This window comes from Virgibacillus siamensis (assembly GCF_039522605.1).
GTDB lineage: Bacteria > Bacillota > Bacilli > Bacillales > Amphibacillaceae > Lentibacillus > Lentibacillus siamensis.
Window position 1 is genome coordinate 274,056 of record NZ_BAAADS010000001.1, and the last position, 21,583, is coordinate 295,638.

General features: G+C 43.6%; 19 protein-coding genes and 1 pseudogene. 3 read left to right on the top strand and 17 right to left on the bottom strand.

Annotated elements, in window-relative coordinates; genetic code table 11:
• Positions 1–135 precede the first annotated feature (135 nt).
• The 13 genes from ABD010_RS01385 to ABD010_RS01445 form a co-directional block, all read right to left on the bottom strand.
• A complete protein-coding gene (locus ABD010_RS01385; RefSeq protein ID WP_343809593.1) occupies positions 136–2,292 on the bottom strand; it encodes a DNA topoisomerase III in 2,157 nt (718 codons plus the stop codon).
• Positions 2,293–2,521: 229 nt separating this feature from the next.
• Positions 2,522–2,905 (bottom strand): 5-carboxymethyl-2-hydroxymuconate Delta-isomerase, encoded by a 384-nt coding sequence (locus tag ABD010_RS01390; RefSeq protein WP_343809595.1) that lies wholly within the window; start codon positions 2,903–2,905, stop codon positions 2,522–2,524.
• Positions 2,906–2,917: 12 nt separating this feature from the next.
• Positions 2,918–3,673 (bottom strand): fumarylacetoacetate hydrolase family protein, encoded by a 756-nt coding sequence (locus ABD010_RS01395; RefSeq protein WP_343809597.1) that lies wholly within the window; start codon positions 3,671–3,673, stop codon positions 2,918–2,920.
• Positions 3,673–4,338 (bottom strand): fumarylacetoacetate hydrolase family protein, encoded by a 666-nt coding sequence (locus ABD010_RS01400; protein WP_343809599.1) that lies wholly within the window; start codon positions 4,336–4,338, stop codon positions 3,673–3,675. The genes ABD010_RS01395 and ABD010_RS01400 overlap by 1 nt, the downstream gene beginning before the upstream one ends.
• Positions 4,339–4,373: 35 nt before the next feature.
• On the bottom strand, positions 4,374–5,774 hold the full coding sequence (locus ABD010_RS01405) for a dihydrolipoyl dehydrogenase family protein (RefSeq protein ID WP_343809601.1): 1,401 nt from the start codon (positions 5,772–5,774) through the stop codon (positions 4,374–4,376).
• Complete coding sequence (locus tag ABD010_RS01410) at positions 5,775–6,977, bottom strand: dihydrolipoamide acetyltransferase family protein (RefSeq protein ID WP_343809603.1); 1,203 nt, start codon at positions 6,975–6,977, stop codon at positions 5,775–5,777. It abuts the gene before it with no gap.
• A 73-nt stretch (positions 6,978–7,050) separates the two neighbouring features.
• Complete coding sequence (locus ABD010_RS01415; protein WP_343809605.1) at positions 7,051–7,533, bottom strand: flavin reductase family protein; 483 nt, start codon at positions 7,531–7,533, stop codon at positions 7,051–7,053.
• Positions 7,534–7,816: 283 nt separating this feature from the next.
• A complete protein-coding gene (gene hpaD / locus ABD010_RS01420) occupies positions 7,817–8,800 on the bottom strand; it encodes a 3,4-dihydroxyphenylacetate 2,3-dioxygenase (RefSeq protein ID WP_343810159.1) in 984 nt (327 codons plus the stop codon).
• Between the two features lie 228 nt (positions 8,801–9,028).
• Positions 9,029–10,489 (bottom strand): 4-hydroxyphenylacetate 3-monooxygenase, oxygenase component, encoded by a 1,461-nt coding sequence (gene hpaB / locus ABD010_RS01425; RefSeq protein WP_343809607.1) that lies wholly within the window; start codon positions 10,487–10,489, stop codon positions 9,029–9,031.
• A 15-nt stretch (positions 10,490–10,504) separates the two neighbouring features.
• Positions 10,505–11,989: a 5-carboxymethyl-2-hydroxymuconate semialdehyde dehydrogenase gene (hpaE, locus tag ABD010_RS01430; protein ID WP_343809609.1), complete on the bottom strand. Its 1,485-nt coding sequence runs from the start codon at positions 11,987–11,989 to the stop codon at positions 10,505–10,507.
• Positions 11,990–12,006: 17 nt separating this feature from the next.
• The gene (gene hpaI / locus ABD010_RS01435; RefSeq protein ID WP_343809611.1) at positions 12,007–12,909 is read right to left on the bottom strand and encodes a 2,4-dihydroxyhept-2-ene-1,7-dioic acid aldolase; all 903 of its coding nucleotides are present in this window, start codon (positions 12,907–12,909) and stop codon (positions 12,007–12,009) included.
• A gap of 288 nt (positions 12,910–13,197) precedes the next feature.
• Positions 13,198–13,872, bottom strand: coding sequence for a GntR family transcriptional regulator (locus ABD010_RS01440; RefSeq protein WP_343809613.1), 675 nt, complete (start codon positions 13,870–13,872; stop codon positions 13,198–13,200).
• Between the two features lie 221 nt (positions 13,873–14,093).
• Positions 14,094–14,990: an AEC family transporter gene (locus ABD010_RS01445; RefSeq protein ID WP_343809615.1), complete on the bottom strand. Its 897-nt coding sequence runs from the start codon at positions 14,988–14,990 to the stop codon at positions 14,094–14,096.
• 547 nt (positions 14,991–15,537) lie between these two features.
• Here ABD010_RS01445 and ABD010_RS01450 point away from each other — a divergent pair.
• A complete protein-coding gene (locus tag ABD010_RS01450; protein ID WP_343809617.1) occupies positions 15,538–16,365 on the top strand; it encodes a CvfB family protein in 828 nt (275 codons plus the stop codon).
• Between the two features lie 126 nt (positions 16,366–16,491).
• Here the strand turns inward: ABD010_RS01450 and ABD010_RS01455 are convergent, their stop codons facing one another.
• Together ABD010_RS01455 and ABD010_RS01460 are read right to left on the bottom strand one after the other, a co-directional pair.
• Positions 16,492–16,767, bottom strand: coding sequence for a hypothetical protein (locus ABD010_RS01455; RefSeq protein ID WP_343809619.1), 276 nt, complete (start codon positions 16,765–16,767; stop codon positions 16,492–16,494).
• A gap of 82 nt (positions 16,768–16,849) precedes the next feature.
• Positions 16,850–17,077: a DUF2164 domain-containing protein gene (locus ABD010_RS01460; RefSeq protein WP_343809621.1), complete on the bottom strand. Its 228-nt coding sequence runs from the start codon at positions 17,075–17,077 to the stop codon at positions 16,850–16,852.
• 139 nt (positions 17,078–17,216) lie between these two features.
• Between ABD010_RS01460 and ABD010_RS01465 the strand changes: the two are divergent.
• Positions 17,217–18,897, top strand: a pseudogene (locus tag ABD010_RS01465) (M3 family oligoendopeptidase).
• Positions 18,898–19,187: 290 nt separating this feature from the next.
• Here ABD010_RS01465 and ABD010_RS01470 read toward each other — a convergent pair.
• Positions 19,188–19,388 carry an alpha/beta-type small acid-soluble spore protein gene (locus tag ABD010_RS01470; protein WP_343809623.1) on the bottom strand — a complete coding sequence of 67 codons (201 nt, stop codon included), beginning with the start codon at positions 19,386–19,388 and terminating at the stop codon, positions 19,188–19,190.
• A 159-nt stretch (positions 19,389–19,547) separates the two neighbouring features.
• Between ABD010_RS01470 and ABD010_RS01475 the strand changes: the two genes are divergently transcribed.
• Positions 19,548–20,327, top strand: coding sequence for an HAD family hydrolase (locus ABD010_RS01475; protein ID WP_343809624.1), 780 nt, complete (start codon positions 19,548–19,550; stop codon positions 20,325–20,327).
• 238 nt (positions 20,328–20,565) lie between these two features.
• Here ABD010_RS01475 and metA read toward each other — a convergent pair whose 3' ends face one another.
• Positions 20,566–21,474: a homoserine O-acetyltransferase MetA gene (gene metA, locus ABD010_RS01480; protein WP_343809625.1), complete on the bottom strand. Its 909-nt coding sequence runs from the start codon at positions 21,472–21,474 to the stop codon at positions 20,566–20,568.
• Between the last annotated feature and the right edge of the window lie 109 nt (positions 21,475–21,583).

The following is a 21,583-nucleotide window of genomic DNA, read 5'->3' on the forward strand; positions in this document are numbered from 1 at the left end:
ATCACCCTAAAGTTTATCATAAGTATTTTTAAAATACATTAAGTTATATAATTTTTAGACCGTTCTTACTACTTAGTTAGTGGAAGTGATTGAAAAAGGGGGATACGCTTGGATTAAAGCGCAACCCCCTTTTTGTTAGTCTTTTTTCAACTTGGCAAGCTGTTCTGCCAATGCATTGTTAGTAAAGCCTTCATCCTGTTTTTTCAAGTATTTGTTGACATCTTTTTTGGAAACTTTATGCTTTTTCTCATGTTCCTTCCGCTTGTTAAAGGTGGAAAGTTTTTCGCGATGTCCGCATTTGCACGTGAACATCTTACCTTCCCCTTCCCCTCGGAGCTCCATCCGTTTATGACAGTTCGGACATCTGGCATTGGTATGCTTGGCAATATTCTTTTTATGCCCGCATGACCGATCCTGGCAAACAAGCATGCGTCCGTGCTTATTTTTAACCTCCAGCATTAATTTTCCACAATCCGGGCATTTGGTACCTGTCATGTTATCATGTTTAAATGTTTCATCACTGGCCTTAATCTGCTGAACAACCTCACGAGCATAATCCTTCATTTCTTTGATGAATTGATTTTTATTCAATTTGCCTTCCGCAATCCGGCCAAGCTTTGTCTCCCACTCAGCAGTAAGTGCTGGTGACTTCAAATCTTCCGGAACAAGGTCAAGGAGCTGCTTCCCTTTCGACGTGATAAAAATATGTTTCCCGCGCATTTCCATGTATTGGCTGTTGAACAGCTTCTCAATAATGTCGGCACGTGTTGCAACTGTACCAAGTCCGCCGGTCTGATTTATGGTTTTAGCCAAATGTTTATTATCGGAACCCATGTAACGTACTGGATTTTCCATCGCCTGCAGCAGGGCACCTTCCGTAAAACGCTCAGGCGGCTTGGTTTCCCCTTCTGTAATCGTTCGTTTTAAGTGCTGGAAAACATCCCCCTGCTGAACATCCGGTAATCCCTGATTATTTTCGGAGTCTTGATAGATTTCTTTCCAGCCTAATTTTTTGACGGTTGTTCCTTTCGTACTAAAGCATTCGTTTCCAATTTGTGCTTCGATTGTCGTCTGTTCATATTCATATGGCTCAGCCAGTACTGCCAGAAACCGCTTGACGACCAGATCATAGATTTTCTGTTCCTTATCGTTCAAATCAGCCAGAATCACCGGCTGCTCAGTCGGAATAATGGCATGATGATCGGATACCTTGCTGTTATCAACGACTGATTTTGGCAGTTTCCAGTCACGCTTGAGCACTTTTCCGGCGAAGCGACTGTACTGATCAACCCCGCACGCTTTCACACGTTCTTTCAATGTTGGTACAATGTCCGTTGAAATAACCCGTGAATCGGTTCGCGGGTATGTGAGCACTTTATGCTGCTCATATAATTTTTGCATCAATGACAATGTCTGCTTTCCGGAAAACCCGAAAATACGGTTCGCGTCACGCTGCAGCTCCGTCAAGTCGTAAAGCTGCGGGGCATGTTTTTTCTTTTGCGCTTTATCCACATTAACTATTTTGGCAGGCTGATTTTTCAATTGGTTTAATAGTTTTTCGGCCTTTTCCTTGGAAAAAATCCGGCTATTGTTTTTTGCATCCTGCCAGGTAAGTTTCATGCCTTTATCCGTTTTTACCTCGATTCCATAGAACTGTTTCGGCGTAAATTCTTTGATTTCTTTGTCTCTTGCAGCAATCATTGCCAGGGTTGGCGTTTGAACACGACCGCTTGAAAGCTGGGCATTGAACTTGGTCGTCAGTGCGCGTGTCGCATTCAATCCGACATACCAGTCTGCTTCCGAACGTGCCACAGCTGCATGATACAAATTTTCATATTGCTTTCCCGGTTTGAGATGTTTAAATCCATCCTTGATGGCTTTATCCGTTACCGATGAAATCCATAGCCGCTTTACCGGTTTTTTAGTTCGGGACTTATCAATGATCCAGCGCGCGACCAGCTCTCCTTCGCGCCCGGCATCGGTTGCAATGACAATATCATTAACGTCATTTCGGTTCAATTGAGTTTTCACACTGCTAAATTGCTTGCCGGATTTTTTGATGACAACGAGCTTGAGACGGTCCGGCAGCATCGGCAAGTCTTCCATCCGCCATGTCTTCAGCTTGTCATCATATACTTCCGGGTCAGCTAGCGTCACCAGGTGTCCCAGCGCCCAGGTTACAATATATTTCGATCCTTCCATGAAACCGTTCCCTTTTTTATTACAGTTCAGCACACGTGCAATATCCCGGCCAACGGAAGGCTTCTCAGCTAATACCACAGTTTTGCTCATATAAAAATCCTTTCTCGATTCACTCTTCTGCCAGTTTAGCATAGTTTGAGCGGCTTTGGCAGTATATGATTTTACAGAGGTGTGCGCTCTGTCGAGGAAATTTGGTAATCCAACAGTAGTACAGGACAATGATCAGCGGGTTCTGCAGTTTATTCAGCGGGGACTACTGCCGCATTCCATCAATAAAAAAACTCCCGGACCGCCAAAAGGCAATCCGGGGAACCCTAAACTATGTGAACCGTTTATGAATAGTGTTCTTTTTATACGTTGACCCTTCGCTAAATTCAGCGAGCTCCATCGACAGCGCAATGTAGCGTTTTTGGAAAAGCTCCGTGAAATGTTCCTCCATCATCTGGAATAAATCATCACAGGTTTTCTTTTTCACTTCACCCGACCGACCGGGAGCAATTTTTAATGTTGTATGAACGAATGCATCATCGGCTGATCCATCGGCAATATAGTAATCTGTCAGCCTTATGGCACGGGCACGAATTCCGCCGGTTGGAAAAACGCCGTCCTGAGCAATCAATGTTTCGTTTATTTTTTTCAGCAAAGCGGGGATTTCCGCCTCACCTGCAATATTGTTTGTGTATTCGACGATAATATGTGGCATGTAAAGGCCTCCCTATCTGTTAAATTCCGCATCACCGATTACTGTATTTTTTAGCGATCCGATACCTTCAATTTCCGTAATGACCTCGTCCCCTTCATATACATGCACCGTTCCTTTGGGGGTACCTGTTAAAATAACATCATTCTCGTGAAGCGTCATAAAACTGCTTAGGTACTCAATCAAGTACGGTATGTCAAACACCATGTCGCTTGTTGAGCCCTCCTGTGTCTGCTCACCATTGACATACGTCCGGAGAGTCAATTGCATCGGATCCGCCACGCCTTCTTTATCAACAAGCCACGGTCCGATTGGTGTCAGGCTATCACGATTTTTGGCAGCCAGATTGGGGCGATAATAATTTTCCAGATAGTCCCGTATCACATAATCATTGGCGACCGTATATCCTGCCACATAGTTATATGCCTCACTACGGCTCACATTGCGGCCTTTTTTTCCTATTACAACCGCAAGTTCACATTCATAATGCATATGGGTCGCATCTTTCGGTCTTCGTGACTGTCCTTCATGTCCCACCAGTGCATTTGGCCCTTTCAAAAAAACCAGTGGTTCTTCAGGTGCGTTAAAACTGATTTCACTGGCATGGTCAGCATAATTCAGACCGAGTGCAAAAATTGTTGCTGCCTCAATCGGCGGAAGCCAAGTGACATCGGACCGCTCCACCATCCTGCCATCATCAAGCTGAATTTTGCCGCCCGTTTCAACCGCGTCATGAATTTCGCCAAAGCAGGCTACACGTGCATGCCGCATTATAAACCACCGCCTTTCGCGGGAACGATTTTATTTTCCAGCGAACCAACCGTACTGATTTCAACCCGGACAAGATCCCCTGACCGAACGAGTGGAGAATTTTCCGGGACACCGGCAAGCAAAATATCCCCTTTGGAAAACGTCATGAAAGTGCTGATATCTGCAACCAGCTCTCCCATCGGCCGTACAAGATTAGCCGTGTTATTTTCCTGAACCACTTCATTATTAACAAAAACCCTGATAGGAAGCATTGCTTCATCATGGATCGCTTCTTTTGCAATGACAGGAGCGATTGGACATGATCCGTCCCTGACTTTATTTTTGATATTCGGACGAAAATAGCTGTCATGAGGAACGCTGAGATCATTTACAATGGTAAAACCTGATACATAGTCCATCGCTTTTTCAGCCGGAACATTAGTCGCTTTCCTGCCAAAAACAATGCCGAGTGCAGCACCTGCCTGAAGCACCTTCTCTCCCTGTGGCATCTCCACTTCACCCTGATGATGGTTATGGGTGTTTTTCGGCTTCATATAAAGTATCGGTCGTTTCGGCGGCTGGTTGTACGGTTTTTCATGTAATGCATCTTCCATGGCATCCAGCTCGCCCTGAAAATTAAACAAAACACCATAAACGGTTCCTGTTTCGGATAATGGACTGTCCAACCTATCCCTCCTTGCATATGATTTACAAATACTGTTTAGCGCTTCTTGGGTGCATGAATGGCCATGCCTGACAAACCTTCGACTGCCTCCAGCAATCCTTCGTTAAAACTTGGGTGTGGATAGGACGGAAATACCAGATCTTCCTCTCGGCCAGCCATTTCCAATACAGTAACAGCTGTACTGATCAGCTCAATGGCACTGGAGCCAATCATGTGTATACCAAGTAATATATCAGTCTCTTTCTCTTTTACGACTGTTACAAGACCCCCTCTTGCATTTGTAATTGCCGCATAACTGTTTCCATTCATCGATGAGCTGCTTGTTTCTGTCTGGTATCCTGCTGCATTGGCTCCTTTTTCTGTGAGACCAACCGTTGCGATTGGCGGAATCGTATGTACAACTGAAGGTATCAGCGTTAAATCAACTTCACTTTTAAGCCCAGCAATTGTTTCTGCGGCGACTTTTCCTTGTTTGATGGCTTTGACAGCAGTAAAACCATCGCCTGTTACATCCCCTGCAGCAAACACGTGGGAAAGAGTCGTTTGCGCCTGATGGTCTGTTCGAATGAATCCCGCTGCCGTCAGGTCAACTCCCGTCCGGTCGATCCCCAGATGTTCAGTGTTAGGTTTTTGTTCCGTACAAACAAGCAGATACGAAGCTTTTTCATCCACTGTTTCTTTCTCTTTGGAAAAATGAACGGAAACCTTCTCTTTGTCAGAATGTACATCTTGCAATTTATAACCATGCTTCACTTTAATTTTTGCCTTCTTCAGCATCCGTATCAGCTCTCGGTTGATTGAATCATCAAATGGAAATGCATGCTCATAGAAGAGTTTCACATCTGATCCCAACAGTTTAAAACTGAATGCTGCTTCCAGTGCCCGGTAATCATTTCCGTAAATCACCAATGACTCCGGAATTTCGTCCAATTGGTAAACTGATTCCGGCAACAGTACCCGTTCATGTTCCGGTCCTGCCCAGTTTGAATGGCTCCCAGTTGCAATGATTGCATTGGAAAATTCGTACAAATTAAATTGATGGCCATTTTCCACCCCGATTTTATGATCATTGATAAAATTTGCCTTGCCTGTTAGTACTTCAATTTCATTTGATTTCATCAAGGCTTCCACACCACTTTGCAGCCGGTCAACAATCTTTGCTTTATACTGCTGCAACGTGAAAAAATCCACTGCTGTTTCCATTGCTCCAATTCCCATTTCGTCCATAACAGGCACCGAAGCCAGTTTTGCAGCGGCATGCGTGAAAACTTTAGACGGAATACACCCCTGGTTTAAACAGACCCCGCCCAGTTTATTTTTTTCGATTAACGTGACAGATTTACCTAACTGGGCGGCGCGGATAGCAGCCTGGTAACCACCCGGACCACTTCCGATAATGACAAGGTCACGTTGTTCCGCGAATTCGCCGACAACCATTTATACCAGCTCCAATAACATTTTGTTCGGTTTTTCAAGCAGTTCAATAAATCGATTGATAAATTCAACGGAAGCAACGCCATCTGCCACGCGATGATCGAATGAAAGCGACATGGTCATCATTTGTCGAACGAAAATTTCATCATTCTCCAGCACGACCGGAGTCTTTTTTGTTTTATGAAGCGCCATGATTGCGGTTTGCCGCTGGTTGATGATTGGTGTCGCCCAAGTTCCGCCAATTGGTCCCACATTGCTGATGGTGAACGTGCCATGCTTCATATCTTCCGCACGCAGCTTTCCGTCCACAGCTTTCTGCGTCAGTTCCTTCATTTCCGTATTGATCTGACGAATGGGTTTTTGATCCGCATCCCGTAACACCGGCACGAGCAAACCTCTGTCTGTGTTGGTTGCTATTCCGATATGACAGCTCTTTTGAAGTTTGATGACCTTGTTTTCCTCATCCAGTTGCGCGTTGAAAATACGATGCTCTTTTAAGGCAATCGTTACCGCCTTCAGGAAAAAGGCTGCAACGGAAATCGATTCACCCTCCTGCTTTAATTGCTGGCGGAATTCGAGTAACTCCGTTAAATCTGCTTCATCAAAATGCGTGACATGCGGAATGGTCGTGATGGCTTTGGTCATGTTATCACCAATTTGTTTTCGTATACCTGTGTACGGAATGGTATCTGCTTCTGGTTCCTGCCCCGGCTTAGCAGCAAAATCAGTCCCACCTTCAATTGCATTATGAACATCTTCCTCGGTCACTCTTCCCCCAGGACCGGTTCCCTCAATCTGTTCAATATTGATATCATGATCACGGGCGACTTTCCGTGTATACGGCGCCGCCAGAATCCGGTTATACGTTTTGGTTACAGTATTTCTATCCTTCATGTCCGGTTCAGATTTTCCCTGTTGCACAGCTTTCTTTTTTTCCGGAGCGGCAGAAGTAATGTCAGCTACCGTATCAGACCCGTCATCAATTTCAATCAGTGCCGTTCCAACCGTCACAACTTCCCCTTTTTCAAAATGGATTGCTGTAATTTTCCCTGCAGCTGGCGAGGGGATTTCCGCAACCATTTTATCGGTTTGCAGTTCAACCAGCGGCTGATCAACCGTCACCTCATCACCGATTTTCACAAAACAAGTTGTGATTTCCCCCTCATTCATTCCTTCACCTATATCATGAAACTTAACATCAGCCACTGTAGCACCTCCTTCAAATTCACTATTCCTAACCGCATTTATTAACACGGACAGTTAAATAAACGGTACACTGTTATACTTCCTTTACTTCCACAGAACCATTTATCTGTTTATATTTTCCGGAAAAAAACGTTAACGGCCCGCCTTCACTAATCGATATATCGGTTACTTCACCAATGTATAATGTATGGTCACCGGCTATGACCGAATCGTGGACATTGCAGGTAAGATTGACCAGCGAACCGGGTATCGTCGGCATACCATTGAACCGGTCAAATGCAACCGACCGATACTCCTCTACCTGTCCGGCAAAATACGCGGACATATCCTGCTGATCTTCATTCAGTATACTGACAGCAAATTTTCCGGCATCCCGTACATAATTGTTCATATGTGCCATTTCATCAACCGATATAAGAACCAGTTTTGGATTAACCGATACGGACATAAATGCGTTTGCGGTCATTCCATATGGCTCATCATTTACTTCCGTGGTAATCACCGTAACCCCTGTCGCAAACTTCCCCATCGCAGATCTGAATGTACGATCGTCCATTTGCTCAACATCCTTTCTATTGTTTTAAATTATGAATTTATTAGAAAACTTGGTTGTCACCAAGCCTTTAGGTGACAGCCTTAGTTGCACTTATGCAGTAAGAAAGGATTTTATACTTTTGTATGAAAACTCTTTCTGCAAAAGACAACACTAAGCTAAGCCCTTCATTATTTAATTTTTTTAACTGCTAAGAATAAAAATCTACTTTGGAAGCAGACGTATGCAATTCCAACGTCAGGCGATTGCTCGAATTTATCAGTACCATGATTGCGGTCTTTCCTTTTCAAATAACAAACGTCGGTTTGTGCTGTTTCAATTTGGCGGCTTCCTGATCCATTTTCTCCTCGGTCAAAATGTCCAGAACAGATGATGCTTCATTAAACCAGCAATCCGGTGCTTCATGACCCCAGAATGTTTGCCGCATCGGGTCATTGATTGCCCAGCGGATTGGCTTGAAATCAGGATCGCTTGTTAAATAATCCCCATTATACAACTCAATCCGATGTCCATCCGGGTCCCGTAAATAGAGGAAAAATGCATTGGATAGACCATGACGCCCAGGACCGCGCTCAATTTTATCCCCGTAACCACTTGCAGCAAGCACATCGCACGCATGAATAATCGCCAACGGATCAGGGAGCGAAAATCCAATGTGGTGAAGTCTTGGTCCCTTGCCATTCATAAGCGCCAAATCATGTACGGTCTGTTTGCGATGCAGCCATGCCGCCCAGATATTTCCGTTTTCGGTTTCGGTGTACTCGGAACAGGCAAATCCCAGCTTGTTTTGGTAAAAATCATACCCTTGCTCCACATTGGAAACCATGCAATTAAAATGATCAATCCGCTGCATCCTCGCTCCCTTATACATGTCATAGCGCTGCAGCATCCGTTCTGCTGGTTCAATTTCAGCAAAAAACTCGAGTGGCATTCCATTGACGTCCTGCACACGAAACGCATCACCAATTGCATGCTGTTCACCTTTTTTCAGCCATTTTGTTGCAAACCCCTTTTGCTCAAACATCACAGATAGCGCTTTCAAATCATCGCTTGAAAAAACTTTGTAACCCAGCACTTCCACACACGGCTCATCAGCTTTTTTCAGGACCAGGCTATGATGCGTATGCTCCTCAAGTCCACGCAAATATATATGTCTATCATCTGCTTCCGTTTCTATGAAGCCAAGCACATCCACATAAAAATGCCGTGATGCTTCAAGATCGGTTACATGTAAAATGGCCCGCGCACACCTGATAATATTTGCATTCATCATACTCCCCCTTTTGTTTAAGTTAACATCATAATTGAACGAAACTGCGATATAACTGTTGGAATATTTTCTATAATTCGCCCGTTCTCGCCCTGCCGTCCGGGATCGCTCCGGGCGGATGCTTTCCGCAGCGGTGGTAGAACATCATGTTATGTCGCAGTTTATGGATTTATCATCACAAATAACAATCATACGAAAACAGTTATTTTTCACAACCTGATATCAGCTCTACACGTTCACGCCGCGGTTTCTGGTAAGGAAATCCTGGACATATTTTTTATAGGAATCTTTTTCATATCCATCAAAGTACGCCATCCCCATTTTGATCGGATCACCAAAGAAATAATACTCATAATGTGTCTGGCGGGAGCCAAATGCACTCAGTGTCATATCCCATGCCAGGCGGAATAACTGAACACGCTCTTCTCCTTCCAGATTTTTACCCTGCAGTCCACGATGAATAATCGGTCCAATTTCTTCATGACGAAAATCTGCCTCAGTCGGAATCCCCATCAATCCGGATGCACCAAGAATCCGGACAATTTCCGTCATCCGCGGGTAGATTCTTGGATACCAGTTACGCGCAGCATTGAGTGCATCAAAATCCGGTGTCATTGTCCCTGATTGATCAAGTTTTGCATTGTGTTCTGCCCGGAACAGATGCGATTTAATGGTTTCCAGATGCAGCATAATTTCAGTCCCCTTGTCTTTCACATGCTGAAATTGGTCAATGCCAATCGCATCCATCACATTCAAGACAACACCAAGCAGAAACTCAGTTTTGATAACATTTTTAGCAACAACCTGGTGGGACATATGGACGACAGCATTTGTTTCCCGAAACGTCCGGTTACAAACAGAGGAATTTCCGCAGACAAACACACGCTCCCAAGGGACAAATACATTTTCGAACGACACAATTGCGTCTCCTTCTTCAAACCTGGATCCAAGCGGATGATCCCATTCATTTTTACCGTAATCAAAAGCTTCACGGCTGATGAACTTCAAACCAGGTGTATTATTCGGCACTGCAAACGCCAATGAATACGGATCATCATGCTCCCCCGATTTTTTCACGGTTGACGGAAACACAAGAATTTCATCCGTAATACCTCCCTGTGTCGCAAGAAGCCGGATACCATCCACGATAATTCCGTCACTCTGCTTTTCCACAAGGTGCAGTGCAACATTTGCATCCTTCTGTTCATGCTGCATTTTCGCCCTGTTTACTTGGGGATGAATCAATGTATGTGTCAGGCTGATATCATTCTCCCGAGCGTATTCATAAAAATTGCGGGCATTTTCCGCAAAGTATGGATCCGCTTCAGCAAACAATTCATTATTCATGCCCATTGCCATCACTTCAGCATTCAAATAATCCGGTGAACGGCCCATCATTCCTCCGCTTGTCATCGCCCATTCCTGCATGGCCTCCCGCCGCTTTATCAGATCTTCAACAGAGTGCGGCTGCAGGAAAGTCATTCCCACTTGATTACCGCTCGTTGGTGAAGTGTACAGCATTTTATCCGGTTTTTCGTATTGTAGATCATACAAATCTGCCATTGATTGAATCACATTTTTGAATGCGGGATGTGTTGTCACATCATCCACACGCTCCCCATGAATGTACACATTATTCTGTGCTTTTTTTAACCCCTGAATATACTCCTTGCCCGTTTTTGCCGGCATCATTTCCCCTCCTTGTTATTTTCCGAATTCCGGTATCCGGTGGTCTCCAATCGCAACATGAATTGCTTTTGGCTCGGTATAAAATTCCATAATCGCAAAGTGTCCGCCTTCACGTCCTACACCGCTTCCTTTCATCCCGCCGAACGGAATTCTCAGGTCGCGAACATTTTGTGCATTCACCCAGAGCATTCCGGAATCAACTGCCTGTGCGACTCGATGCCCCCGTTTTAAATCATTTGTCCAGACATAACCCGCCAGACCGTACTCAGTTCCATTTGCCATATCAATTACTTCTTCTTCCGTTTCAAATTCGATGACCGACATGACTGGTCCGAAAATTTCCTCCTGGCTGACCCGCATGTCATTGCTGGCATTCAAAAATAATGTTGGCGGGACAAAATTCCCTGCTATTAATTCCGGTGGCACCGTTCCCTGTACAACGTCACATCCTTCTCCCTTTGCCAGATCAATGTATCCTGTTACCTTTTCATAATGCCCTTTATCAATCAATGGGCCCAACTGTGTAGCCGGGGCCATTGGATCACCCATTTTAACCTTTTCCACCCGCTGCCGCAGTGCATCTATAAATTTTTCCTTGATGTTTTTATGAAGAAACACACGTGAATTTGCAGTGCAGCGTTCGCCATTAAAGGAAAAAATTCCCCAGACTGCTGCATCAAGTGCACGGTCGAAGTCAGCATCCTCAAACACAATCAACGGTGATTTCCCGCCAAGCTCCATTGATGTTTTTTTCAGTGAATCAGCGGCATTTTTGATGATGGATTTACCGGTAACTGTTTCACCTGTAAATGAAATTGCTTTCACTTTTTCGTTTTTTACAAGCGCAGCACCAGCTGTTTCGCCGTATCCGTGAATGACATTGAATACGCCATCAGGTAAGCCTGCCCGGTCAATAATATCCGCCAGACGATTGGCACTCAGCGGTGACAGCTCTGCAGCTTTTAAAATAACGGTGTTGCCTGTTGCCAGGGCTGGTGCAACTTTCCACGTTGTGAGCATAAATGGTGCATTCCACGGCGTGACCAATCCTACCGCACCAAGCGGCTGGTAAACGGTATAATTAATGAACTCATCGTCCACCTGATAGGCATGCCCGTGCATCCGCGACTGGACCATACGGGAATAGAAGCGGAAATTTTCCGCTGCACGTGCGGTCATCTTGCGTGTCTGGCTGATGGGCAGACCAGTATCCAGCGACTCAAGAACTGCTATTTCCTCCGCCTCATCTGCAATCAGGTCAGCGATTTTTTCGATGTATGCCATCCGTTCTTTCTGCTTCATACGTCCCCATGGTCCATGACAAAATGCATGATTGGCAGCCTCGACTGCTTTTTCAATATCTGCCTTGTCACCTTTGGCCACCCGGTTCGTGATCTCATTCGTGAACGGATTGTCGTTATTGAAGTATTCTGCACTTGCTGCATCCGTAAAATTTCCGTTGATGTATAATTTCACATCCTCGACTTGCTTATGTTCCAATCAACTCACCTTCTTAATTAAATTAGATTGTATGATATTAAAGTGGAACGGACTTCCTCCTGAACTTCCTCAGACGGCACATCAAGTGGCTTCCGGAGTACAGGTTTAATTTTACCCATCATGCTGAGCGCTGTTTTGGCCGGAGCCGGGTTCGTGTCCCGAAACAGCACGTCATTCAGCGGCATCAGGTGATAGTGCAAATCCTGAGCTCCGTTTACATCGCCCGCTTCCCATTTATTGAAAAGATCAGCTACCTCTGTTGGTGCCACGTTAGCCGTTGCACTTATATGACCCGCCCCGCCGATGGCCAGCATCGGGTAGCAAAGTACTTCAATGCCGGAATATAGATTGAAATCACGTCCTGCTTTCAGAAGCACTTTATTTACATGCTCAAAATCTTTGTTTGCTTCCTTCACGCCGATAATATTCGGACAATCTTTTGCCAGTGCAGCAATTGTATCCGCTTTCAAATTTACCGCTGTTCGACCTGGAATATTGTATAAAATAATCGGGATGTCCACTGAATCAGCGATTGCCTTAAAATGTTTATACAATGCATGCTGGTTAGGCTTGTTGTAGTACGGAACAATCACCAAAGCACCGTCTGCTCCCATTTCCTGTGCAGCTTTTGTCATTCGCAATGTTTCCTGGTGGTTGGTTGAGCCGGTTCCGGGGATAAAAGGGACACGGCCGTTTACTGTTTTGCCAGCTGTCTCCATCACGTTTATCCGTTCGTCAACTGACATCGAGCTTGGCTCGCCGGATGTTCCCGTAACAGAAATTCCGTGACTGCCACTTTCAATATGCCAGTTAATCAGTTCCGTGAATGTATCAAAATCAATGCGCTCATCTTCATGAAACGGTGTGACCACTGGTGATATTGAGCCTCTGAATCGTGTTCTTGCTTCCCCATACGCCATCCGTTTTTCCCTCCGTTTTAATTGATTAAAGCATACCTCCACAGTTGGATTTCTATAAATTTTCTGAACAGTTAAATTTTCTGAACAGTTAAATCGTATATGATTTTATATATAATGTCAAATGGGATTAGGGATTGAATTTATAGTTTTTGGGATTAATGCTTCAACTAATTTCTACCGGCGAATTTGGCTGTCTTATCGGTGAAAATTGAGTCCTATCAGCGAAATCTGCCGTTCTATCGGGAATTGAAAAAAATAAAACCCCGACGGATAACTTTTCTAGTGAAGTTATCCGACGGGATTGTCAGCTTCCATTTGTTTCTGGCGTCGGCGTTCGAAGTCTTCCGCCGTTTTTATTTTGTGCATCCGTGAATGTTCTTCGATTTCAGAAAAAGACCCGCCATATTCAATATATCGTATAATTTCAGTGTGTTCCTTGATCGATTCTTTTACACGAAGCGAATACAGCATTGAACCCAGTCCACGGATTGAATCAAGCCTGTTCCAAGTATCACGGACCGCTTCGAGTAAATAATTGTTATTGCACTCTTCGCATATCACACGATGAAATTCGGCGTTCAGCTTTCCAAAATTCAAAATATCGATATTATCCAGAGCCTCCTTCATCTGTTGATTTAAATCTTTTAATACCACCAATTTCTCCCGCGGAAAACGTTCAGCACTTAGTGCTGTCGCATACCCCTCCAGTAACGCAAGGACCCGCAGTGTATCAGAATAATCATTTTCATTTACCTCTGAAACAACCGGTCCCACATTCTGCCTGTAAACGACAAGCCGTTCTGATTCAAGCTGACGGACTGCTTCCCGGACTGGAATTGTACTTGTTTCCATTTCTTTGGCAATCTGGTCAATGACAATACGTTGCCCCGGTACATAAATCCGCTCAATAATTCTTTTTTTCAAACCTTTATACACTTTTTGCTGTTTCGTTTCTTTTTTCATAATATGCTAATCATATATTAAATGATATATGATGTCAATTTGACATATACTTAACATCGCTGATGAGATGTCTCCCATCAGCGATGTTTGAACTTATAAAATTGAAATTATCCAGCCTATGACTACAATCGCACCGATTATCATTAAAATTGTGCGTATCATTATGACACCCTTCCATCGTACTTTCCATTAAGTTTCCCCTTCACACAGAAAAGCAAACATCAGGCGATCAGGTTCAACAAAACCGTAACTGATACAATACTGACCAATGTTGTAACCAGCGTAATGCTGGAAACCAGATCAGGTTCAGTATCAAACTCAATCGCAAACATGGTCGTTGTCGCTGCACTTGGCATGGCTGCAACAATTACAAGAATTGCCGCAATCATGGGATCCGGTTCGGCAATCCAAATAAACAAAAATGCCAGCAGCGGTGAAACAAGCATACGAATAATAACCGATGAGGTGATAACCTGCCAATTAAATTTAAGGGATGTAATCGAAGCAAGCTGCATGCCAAGCATAACCATCATAAGCGGTATAGCGGCATTCCCCAGCATCGAAATGGTTGAAAAAACAGGTTCCGGTATTCCCCAAGGTATTGCCTGAAATACAAATGCCAACATAGCAGCATATGTTGCCGGCATTTTGAACACAGTTTTTACTGCACGCACAACACCACTTGTGCCTCTTGAAGCATAATAAACACCTACCACGTTCATGACAAGTGACTGAAACACCATAAAAAACACCGCATATGGCAATGCTTTTTCCCCTAAACTGAAAAGCATTACCGGGACCCCATAGTTTCCCCCGTTCATAAATGCAGTTGTCAAAATCGCGCCGCTTTCCACTGACTCCTTCCATTTGAAGATCCGAGCAAGTATTTTATTCATGACAACCATCATTACCAGTAAAAACAACGCAAAAACGACGATGACGGTATACCCCTGATTAAAATTTGATTCATATAATGATGTAAATACAAGTGCGGGTAAAAAAATGTAAATCGATGTGGTCGCGAGTGACTTCACATCCAGAATTCGAATCCGCTGCAATAAATAGCCCGAACCGAATACGGCCATTATCGGCAGCACAACCTGAAAAAATAATGCCATCTTTCTCTCTCCATTTAAATAATATTAACTTGAAATGGTTTACTCAGCCACTCCGGTAATCTCCTGCATTTCCACGTCCCTTTACCCCAACAACTGGATCCCAGCGTTCGGTAACCTTATATTAGTCTATCATACAGCCACTCAGCGCTCGAATAAGTTGACTCAAAACAGGAGCTTGACACATCGTTCTTTTTATGAGAGTATTAATATTGGTACATTTTGAAAGTAGCAAGTAAGTGGTAATTTTTGGCATTCTGCTTGTGATTTTTGTAGATGCTTATTCACACTGGCGCGGCTTCGGGGTCGCAAGGACGTCAGAGCAGGTAGGGCTGACGTTGCTTAAGTTAGAAAACACCAGTGGAACTTTTACCGCGGCAAATGAAATCAACTGAAATGAACGATTTCCAACCCGATTAGATGCAGTCGGGAAATAAAACATGAAAATAAAACTTATGTGTTACTTTGTAAATCAAAGGGGTACTCTTTTAGTGAGGGTACCCCTTTTCCAATTCAAAACCAAAAGGACTGATTTCTAATGAGACCAGGAATGATACAGACACTTGAAGTCATTCGTAAAATCGACACCGGATACGTACTGGAAGGAAACATATTGCTACACCATAACGAAATCGATAATCAGCTGGAACCCGGACAGCACATAGAAATTTTCCTGTACACCGACAAAAAAGGACAAACCGTTGCAACCGGAAAAATCCCTTTTATTTCAAGGGATACATACGGCTGGGCAGACGTTGTTGAAAAAATGCCCGGGCTGGGTGTGTTTGTCGATATCGGAACTACGAAGGAAATACTTGTCTCCATGGACGACCTGCCGCTGTTTGAAAAAGTCTGGCCGGATGAAAAAGACAAACTGTTTGTTACACTCGGAAAGGACCGGAAAGGGCGACTACTTGCCATTCCTGCTGCGGAAAGTGCCTTTGATCATCTTTGGGAAACTGCTCCTGGAGCAATTTTAAACAAGACAATTAGCGGAAGGGTATATCGAACAAGTAAAGAAGGAGCCGCTGTCATCACGGCAAATAACTACAGAGGCTTTATCCACCATACCGAACGTAAAACGGAACCGAGGCTTGGTGAACTGGTCAAAGGGCGGGTTATTGATGTTAAAGAGGATGGGTCCATTAATATCTCGCTCAGACCGATCAAAAAAGAAAGCCGGATTGAGGATGCCGACAATATTTTAATGCATCTGGAACAAAATGGCGGAATCATGCCTTTCAGTGACAAAAGTGATCCCGAGGATATCCGGGGAACATTCAACATCAGCAAAGCTGCATTCAAACGTGCACTCGGGAAACTGATGAAGGAACAAAAAGTGGAACAACGGAATGGAAATACATTCCTGACCAAGTAGCTTAGTAAAATGAAACTGGGAAAAACACCCAAAAGAGCCATTTAATGCCCGCAATCCAATTACCTGTTTTTGTACAGTCGATATTACCATAAAACAAGCAACCACTGTATTGAGTGGTTGCTTTGATTAAGAGTGCTGACCCGAGTCCACAATCGAAGTGGAAACTGCTGTTACTGCTGCAGCGAACAGGAATGCAATCCCCCATCCGCCAAGACCTAATCCTGATACCACAATATTTTGGGTTACTGAAATAAATATCAAAATCATTCCAATAGCAAATACAATAATTGCTGGTATGTATATTGTATATTTACTGTAGGATGAAGCCTTGCTGATGATGATGTTTAAAACCATTAAAACAATTAACGCTACCAGACCAATAAGAAGGGCAGTACCAAACATCAAAATCACCTCATCTTTCTATATCAAATTTACTTCCAGTTTACCTAGTAACAATTATAAAGTCAATTTAATTCATACCTCTTTACTTCATGATACCGTACAGATCATCAAGTTTTTCATTTATATATATACGGCTGTCCTCCACCCCGAGATTATAAAATGCCGGGGCAATCTCCTCGACAATAAAATCCAAAAGCATGATTGCAGCAAGATTCCCGATATCTTCCCCTCGTTCTGTTTCAAAGTACCCTCTGATCGTTTCAGCCATTTCCTCTTTCTTTTCCTCTGGTATATCGAACTTCGACTTCATACCATTCCCCTCCTTGACAGTTTCTGCAACTATCTAAAATATTATGTCCATCGACTTTAACCTTATAATAAATTTCTTATCCCGAAAAGGATTTTTTAAATAAATATCGAAAATTACATATATACGAGGAGGAATATCAATGAAAACTTTTGAGGAATATACATATAAACGGCCCGACATGAAAGATACCAAAGAAAAATTTAACAGTCTTTTGTCCGCTTTTACAAATGCGGCATCGATCAAAGAACAAAATAAAGCCATCAAGGCGATTAACGATTTCAGAAACACGCTGTCCACGCTTGCTAACCTGGTGTACATCCGTGCGTCAATCGATACAAACGATGAATTTTATCAGACGGAACGGGACTTTTTTGATGAAGTTGAGCCGGAAATAGTAGAGATGAATACCATATTTTACAAAGAGCTGGTCAAATCACCTTTCCGTGATGCATTAGAGGAACAATGGGGGCCACAATTGTTTCAAATTGCAGACCATGAAATAAAAGCATTTTCACCGGAAGTAATGGAACTGCTGCAAAAGGAAAACAAATTGTCATCGGAATATTCAAAGCTGGTTGCATCCGCACAAGTGGACTTCCGGGGTGACACGTACACACTCGCTCAACTCAGTCCGTTTGCACAGCATAAAGACCGTTCCATCCGCAAAAAAGCCGTTGAAGCAAGTACCGGATTTTTTGCCGAGAACGCCGAAAAATTCGATGATATTTATGATCAGCTTGTCAAAACCCGCCATGAAATCGCAACAACACTCGGATACAAAAATTTTGTTGAGCTCGGTTATGTCCGCATGCTGCGAATTGATTATGACTCCGATATGGTGGAGGTATTCCGCAAGCAGGTCCGCGAATCGATTGTCCCGTTTGTTACCCGATTGTACAAAAAACAGGCGGAGCGAATTGGTGTGGAAAAATTGAAATACTATGATGAAGCATTTCAATTTCCTGCCGGCAATGCGACTCCCAAAGGAAACCCGGAATGGATAATTGCCAACGGGAAAAAAATGTATCGGGAGCTTTCCGATGAGACAGACCAATTTTTTCAGTATATGATGGATCGCCATTTGATGGATTTGGAAGCGAAAAAAGGGAAAGAAGCTGGAGGCTATTGCACATTCGTTGAGGATTATCAATCACCATTTATTTTTTCCAATTTCAATGGAACGTCAGCTGATATTGATGTACTGACCCATGAAGCGGGACATGCTTTCCAATTTTATTCCAGCCGCAACATCGGGATTCCGGAATATCTGATGCCAACATATGAAGCGGCAGAGATCCATTCGATGAGCATGGAATTTTTCACCTGGCCATGGATGGAATTATTTTTCAAAGAAGACACAGATAAATATAAGTATTCCCATCTGGCGGATGGACTGCAATTTTTGCCGTATGGTGTTGCAGTCGATGAATTTCAGCACCTTGTATACGAAAATCCGGACTGGTCACCAGCTGAGCGAAAACAGGCATGGAAACGGCTTGAAGAGACCTATCTGCCACACCGGGACTATGACGGACACCCATACCTGGAAGCTGGTGGTTTCTGGCAGCGGCAGGGACATATTTATGACGTACCATTTTATTACATCGACTATACGTTGGCTCAAATCTGTGAAACGGTCGCGCGAAGAAGGCTCCAAAGCATGGGAAGACTACCTGAAACTATGTAAGCTTGGCGGATCCAAATCATTCCTCAATCTTGTTGAAGCGGCTAATCTTGAGTCACCATTCGAGGAAGGAACGGTCGAATCAGTTGTTGGCACGATCAAAGAATGGCTGGAGTCAGAAAGTGAAAAGTTGTAGTGGAGAACAAAAGCGGAAGAGCCCGTTTAGCGACGTACAAACTGGAGCACTCCGCAATGAGATAAAGGAAACACGGTAAGCTGAAAGCGAACCGATGTTGACTTATCGGAGTGAGGAAGTGTGAAGTTTGCTAGTCGCTGGGCGCTGGAGCTGGACGTGGCTGATTAGGAGCAAGTGCATTATCCACATCTACAAAATTTCATAGTACGCTAAGCGATTAAAAAGCAGCCCTCGCTGCAAATTGCAGCAAGGGCCATGCATAAAGGAACTTCGTGTATCCAATTATTCGTCTATCTGTTCTTATTGGACATACTTGATTCAGCGATTCTGATCATGCGTTTTACCATCTCTCCACCGACTGCCCCGTTTTCACGTGCAGTTGTGTCAGCACCGGGCTGAACATCGAGTTCATTGGCAATCTCCTCTTTTAAATTCTTTACTGAACCCTTTGCTCCGGGTACCAGCAAATCATTGTTATTGTTATCGGACATCGCTGATCACTCCCCCTGATTTTGAAACAGATATAATCTGTCTCCCTCTTATTTTCGGATAAAATCAATAAAATTACCCATGTAAAAAAATGCATTTGCATACATCACCATACTGAATATGCTACAATGCAAAGAGACTTTACGACAGGAGTGACGCATGTGACGTATAAAATTTTATTTCTTGATATTGATGGAACTATTTTAAAACCGGATCACACCGTTTCGGATTCAACAAAACAGACAATCAAAAGTGTAACCGAGCAGGGAGTTCATGTGTTTTTCGCAACAGGGCGGCCACTTCATGAGCTGGATCAGCTTGCCGCTAAACTGGATGTCCATTCCTACATTGGGTATAACGGCGCACATGCCGTACATCGAGGAAAGACAATTTTAAATGAACCGCTCAGACAGGATATCGTCCAAAAGTTTCTGGATATCGGCTATGAACATGGCCATGAGGCGGTATTATATACTGACGACGCCAACTACTTCACATCCTTAACAAACCCCTGTGTGAAACAATTCATCGAAGCATTTCAGCTGAAAAAAAATGAATTATTCACCGGCGAAAAAACCGATCACATTCTTGGTGCTACATTAATGAATGTAAAATCCGCTGAAGAAAAGTGGTATAATATCGATGATTTGATACACCTGTCACCTGTCCAGACTGCAGGTGTTAAAGATTGCTATGATGTGATTCGCCAAAATTTCAATAAAGGACAAGCTGTTGAACAAGTTCTGCAGCTGCTGGATATTAAACCGGAAGAGGCAATCGCTTTTGGTGACGGCATGAATGATAAGGAAATGCTGGCTGCTGTGGGGGAAAGTTTTGCAATGGACAATTCACATCCGGATCTTTTTCAATACGCCAAACACCGAACAACCTCCGTTACAGACGACGGAATTGCCAATGGGCTTAAAAAGCTCGGGATTTAAAGAATTAAAATAACTTAATACGGCTGTGACAAATCAGTAAGTGTAACCAAAGGATAATTAGCGGAGGAAATATACGTAGACTCCAGCGGGAGGAAAGGCATAGGTGAGACTCCGAAGTGCGTATGCACAAGGAGGCTCACCAGCCGTCCGCGGAAAGCGAAGTATGTTTCCGGAGCGGCTCACACAAACACTTTTTGTCCCAGCCTCTTTATTAGTATAACAAGAAAATTCAACAAGCCTACTCCCACTCAAACGGCGTCTGCTGGTAGACATAGTAGTTCAGCCAATTGGAGAAAAGCAAGTGGCTGTGTGACCGCCATATATTAGGCGGACGTTGGTTAACATCATTATCCGGGAAGTAATTCACCGGGATATCGATTTCGACTCCCCTGCCGATATCACGTCTATATTCTTCTGCAAGTGTTGTCGCATCGTACTCCAAATGCCCGGTTATCATGATGTTTTTGGCATCATTGGACATGATAATAAACGGTGCATCTTCCTCTGAAACGGACAACAGTGTTAAATCAGCATTATTTTCGACTGCTTCTTTGGAAATATTGGTATATCTTGAATGCGGGGCATGGAAAATTTCATCAAATCCACGCACCAGTTTTACCGTTGGATCAGAAATTTGATGTTTAAAAATGCCAAAGCTTTTCTTCGGCATCGCAAATTTTTCAATTCCATAATGATGATACAGTGCCGCCTGTGCTCCCCAGCATATATGTAGTGTTGACGTTACATTGTCACTGGCCCAATCCATGATTTCCGTCAGTTCATTCCAATAGTTCACATCCTGAAAATCTAGATGTTCTATCGGAGCACCAGTAATGATCAGCCCATCATATCGGCGGTTTTTAACATGCTCGAACGTTGTATAGAAATTTTCCAAATGATGACGGCTGACATGTTTTGACCGATGGCTTTTCGTTCTGAGAAAACTGATATTAACCTGCAGCGGTGTATTACCGAGCAGTCGTAGCAACTGCAATTCGGTTTTTTCTTTTTCAGGCATTAAATTTAATATCAATATATTGAGAGGACGAATATCCTGTGTCCTTGCTCGATCTTCATCCATGACAAAAATTTTTTCCAGCTTTAAAGAATCGCTTGCTGGCAATTCTTTTGAAACATTAATTGGCAACCCCACTCCCCCTTTATCCTTGGATGTTTGTTTCATTATAGGATTGAAAAGCCTGAATAGCAATTATTCTAAACCGGCTCCGCTAAATTAAAAAGACCCCAGCAAAAAC

Bases quoted from the DNA above. Each gene is read 5' to 3' on its own strand.
- ABD010_RS01385 (WP_343809593.1), bottom strand. From the start codon at position 2,292: ATGAGCAAAACTGTGGTATTAGCTGAGAAGCCTTCCGTTGGCCGGGAT.
- ABD010_RS01390 (WP_343809595.1), bottom strand. From the start codon at position 2,905: ATGCCACATATTATCGTCGAATACACAAACAATATTGCAGGTGAGGCG.
- ABD010_RS01395 (WP_343809597.1), bottom strand. From the start codon at position 3,673: ATGCGGCATGCACGTGTAGCCTGCTTTGGCGAAATTCATGACGCGGTT.
- ABD010_RS01405 (WP_343809601.1), bottom strand. From the start codon at position 5,774: ATGGTTGTCGGCGAATTCGCGGAACAACGTGACCTTGTCATTATCGGA.
- ABD010_RS01415 (WP_343809605.1), bottom strand. From the start codon at position 7,533: ATGGACGATCGTACATTCAGATCTGCGATGGGGAAGTTTGCGACAGGG.
- hpaD (WP_343810159.1), bottom strand. From the start codon at position 8,800: ATGAATGCAAATATTATCAGGTGTGCGCGGGCCATTTTACATGTAACC.
- hpaB (WP_343809607.1), bottom strand. From the start codon at position 10,489: ATGCCGGCAAAAACGGGCAAGGAGTATATTCAGGGGTTAAAAAAAGCA.
- hpaI (WP_343809611.1), bottom strand. From the start codon at position 12,909: ATGGCGTATGGGGAAGCAAGAACACGATTCAGAGGCTCAATATCACCA.
- ABD010_RS01440 (WP_343809613.1), bottom strand. From the start codon at position 13,872: ATGAAAAAAGAAACGAAACAGCAAAAAGTGTATAAAGGTTTGAAAAAA.
- ABD010_RS01445 (WP_343809615.1), bottom strand. From the start codon at position 14,990: ATGGCATTATTTTTTCAGGTTGTGCTGCCGATAATGGCCGTATTCGGT.
- ABD010_RS01450 (WP_343809617.1), top strand. From the start codon at position 15,538: ATGATACAGACACTTGAAGTCATTCGTAAAATCGACACCGGATACGTA.
- ABD010_RS01455 (WP_343809619.1), bottom strand. From the start codon at position 16,767: ATGTTTGGTACTGCCCTTCTTATTGGTCTGGTAGCGTTAATTGTTTTA.
- ABD010_RS01460 (WP_343809621.1), bottom strand. From the start codon at position 17,077: ATGAAGTCGAAGTTCGATATACCAGAGGAAAAGAAAGAGGAAATGGCT.
- ABD010_RS01470 (WP_343809623.1), bottom strand. From the start codon at position 19,388: ATGTCCGATAACAATAACAATGATTTGCTGGTACCCGGAGCAAAGGGT.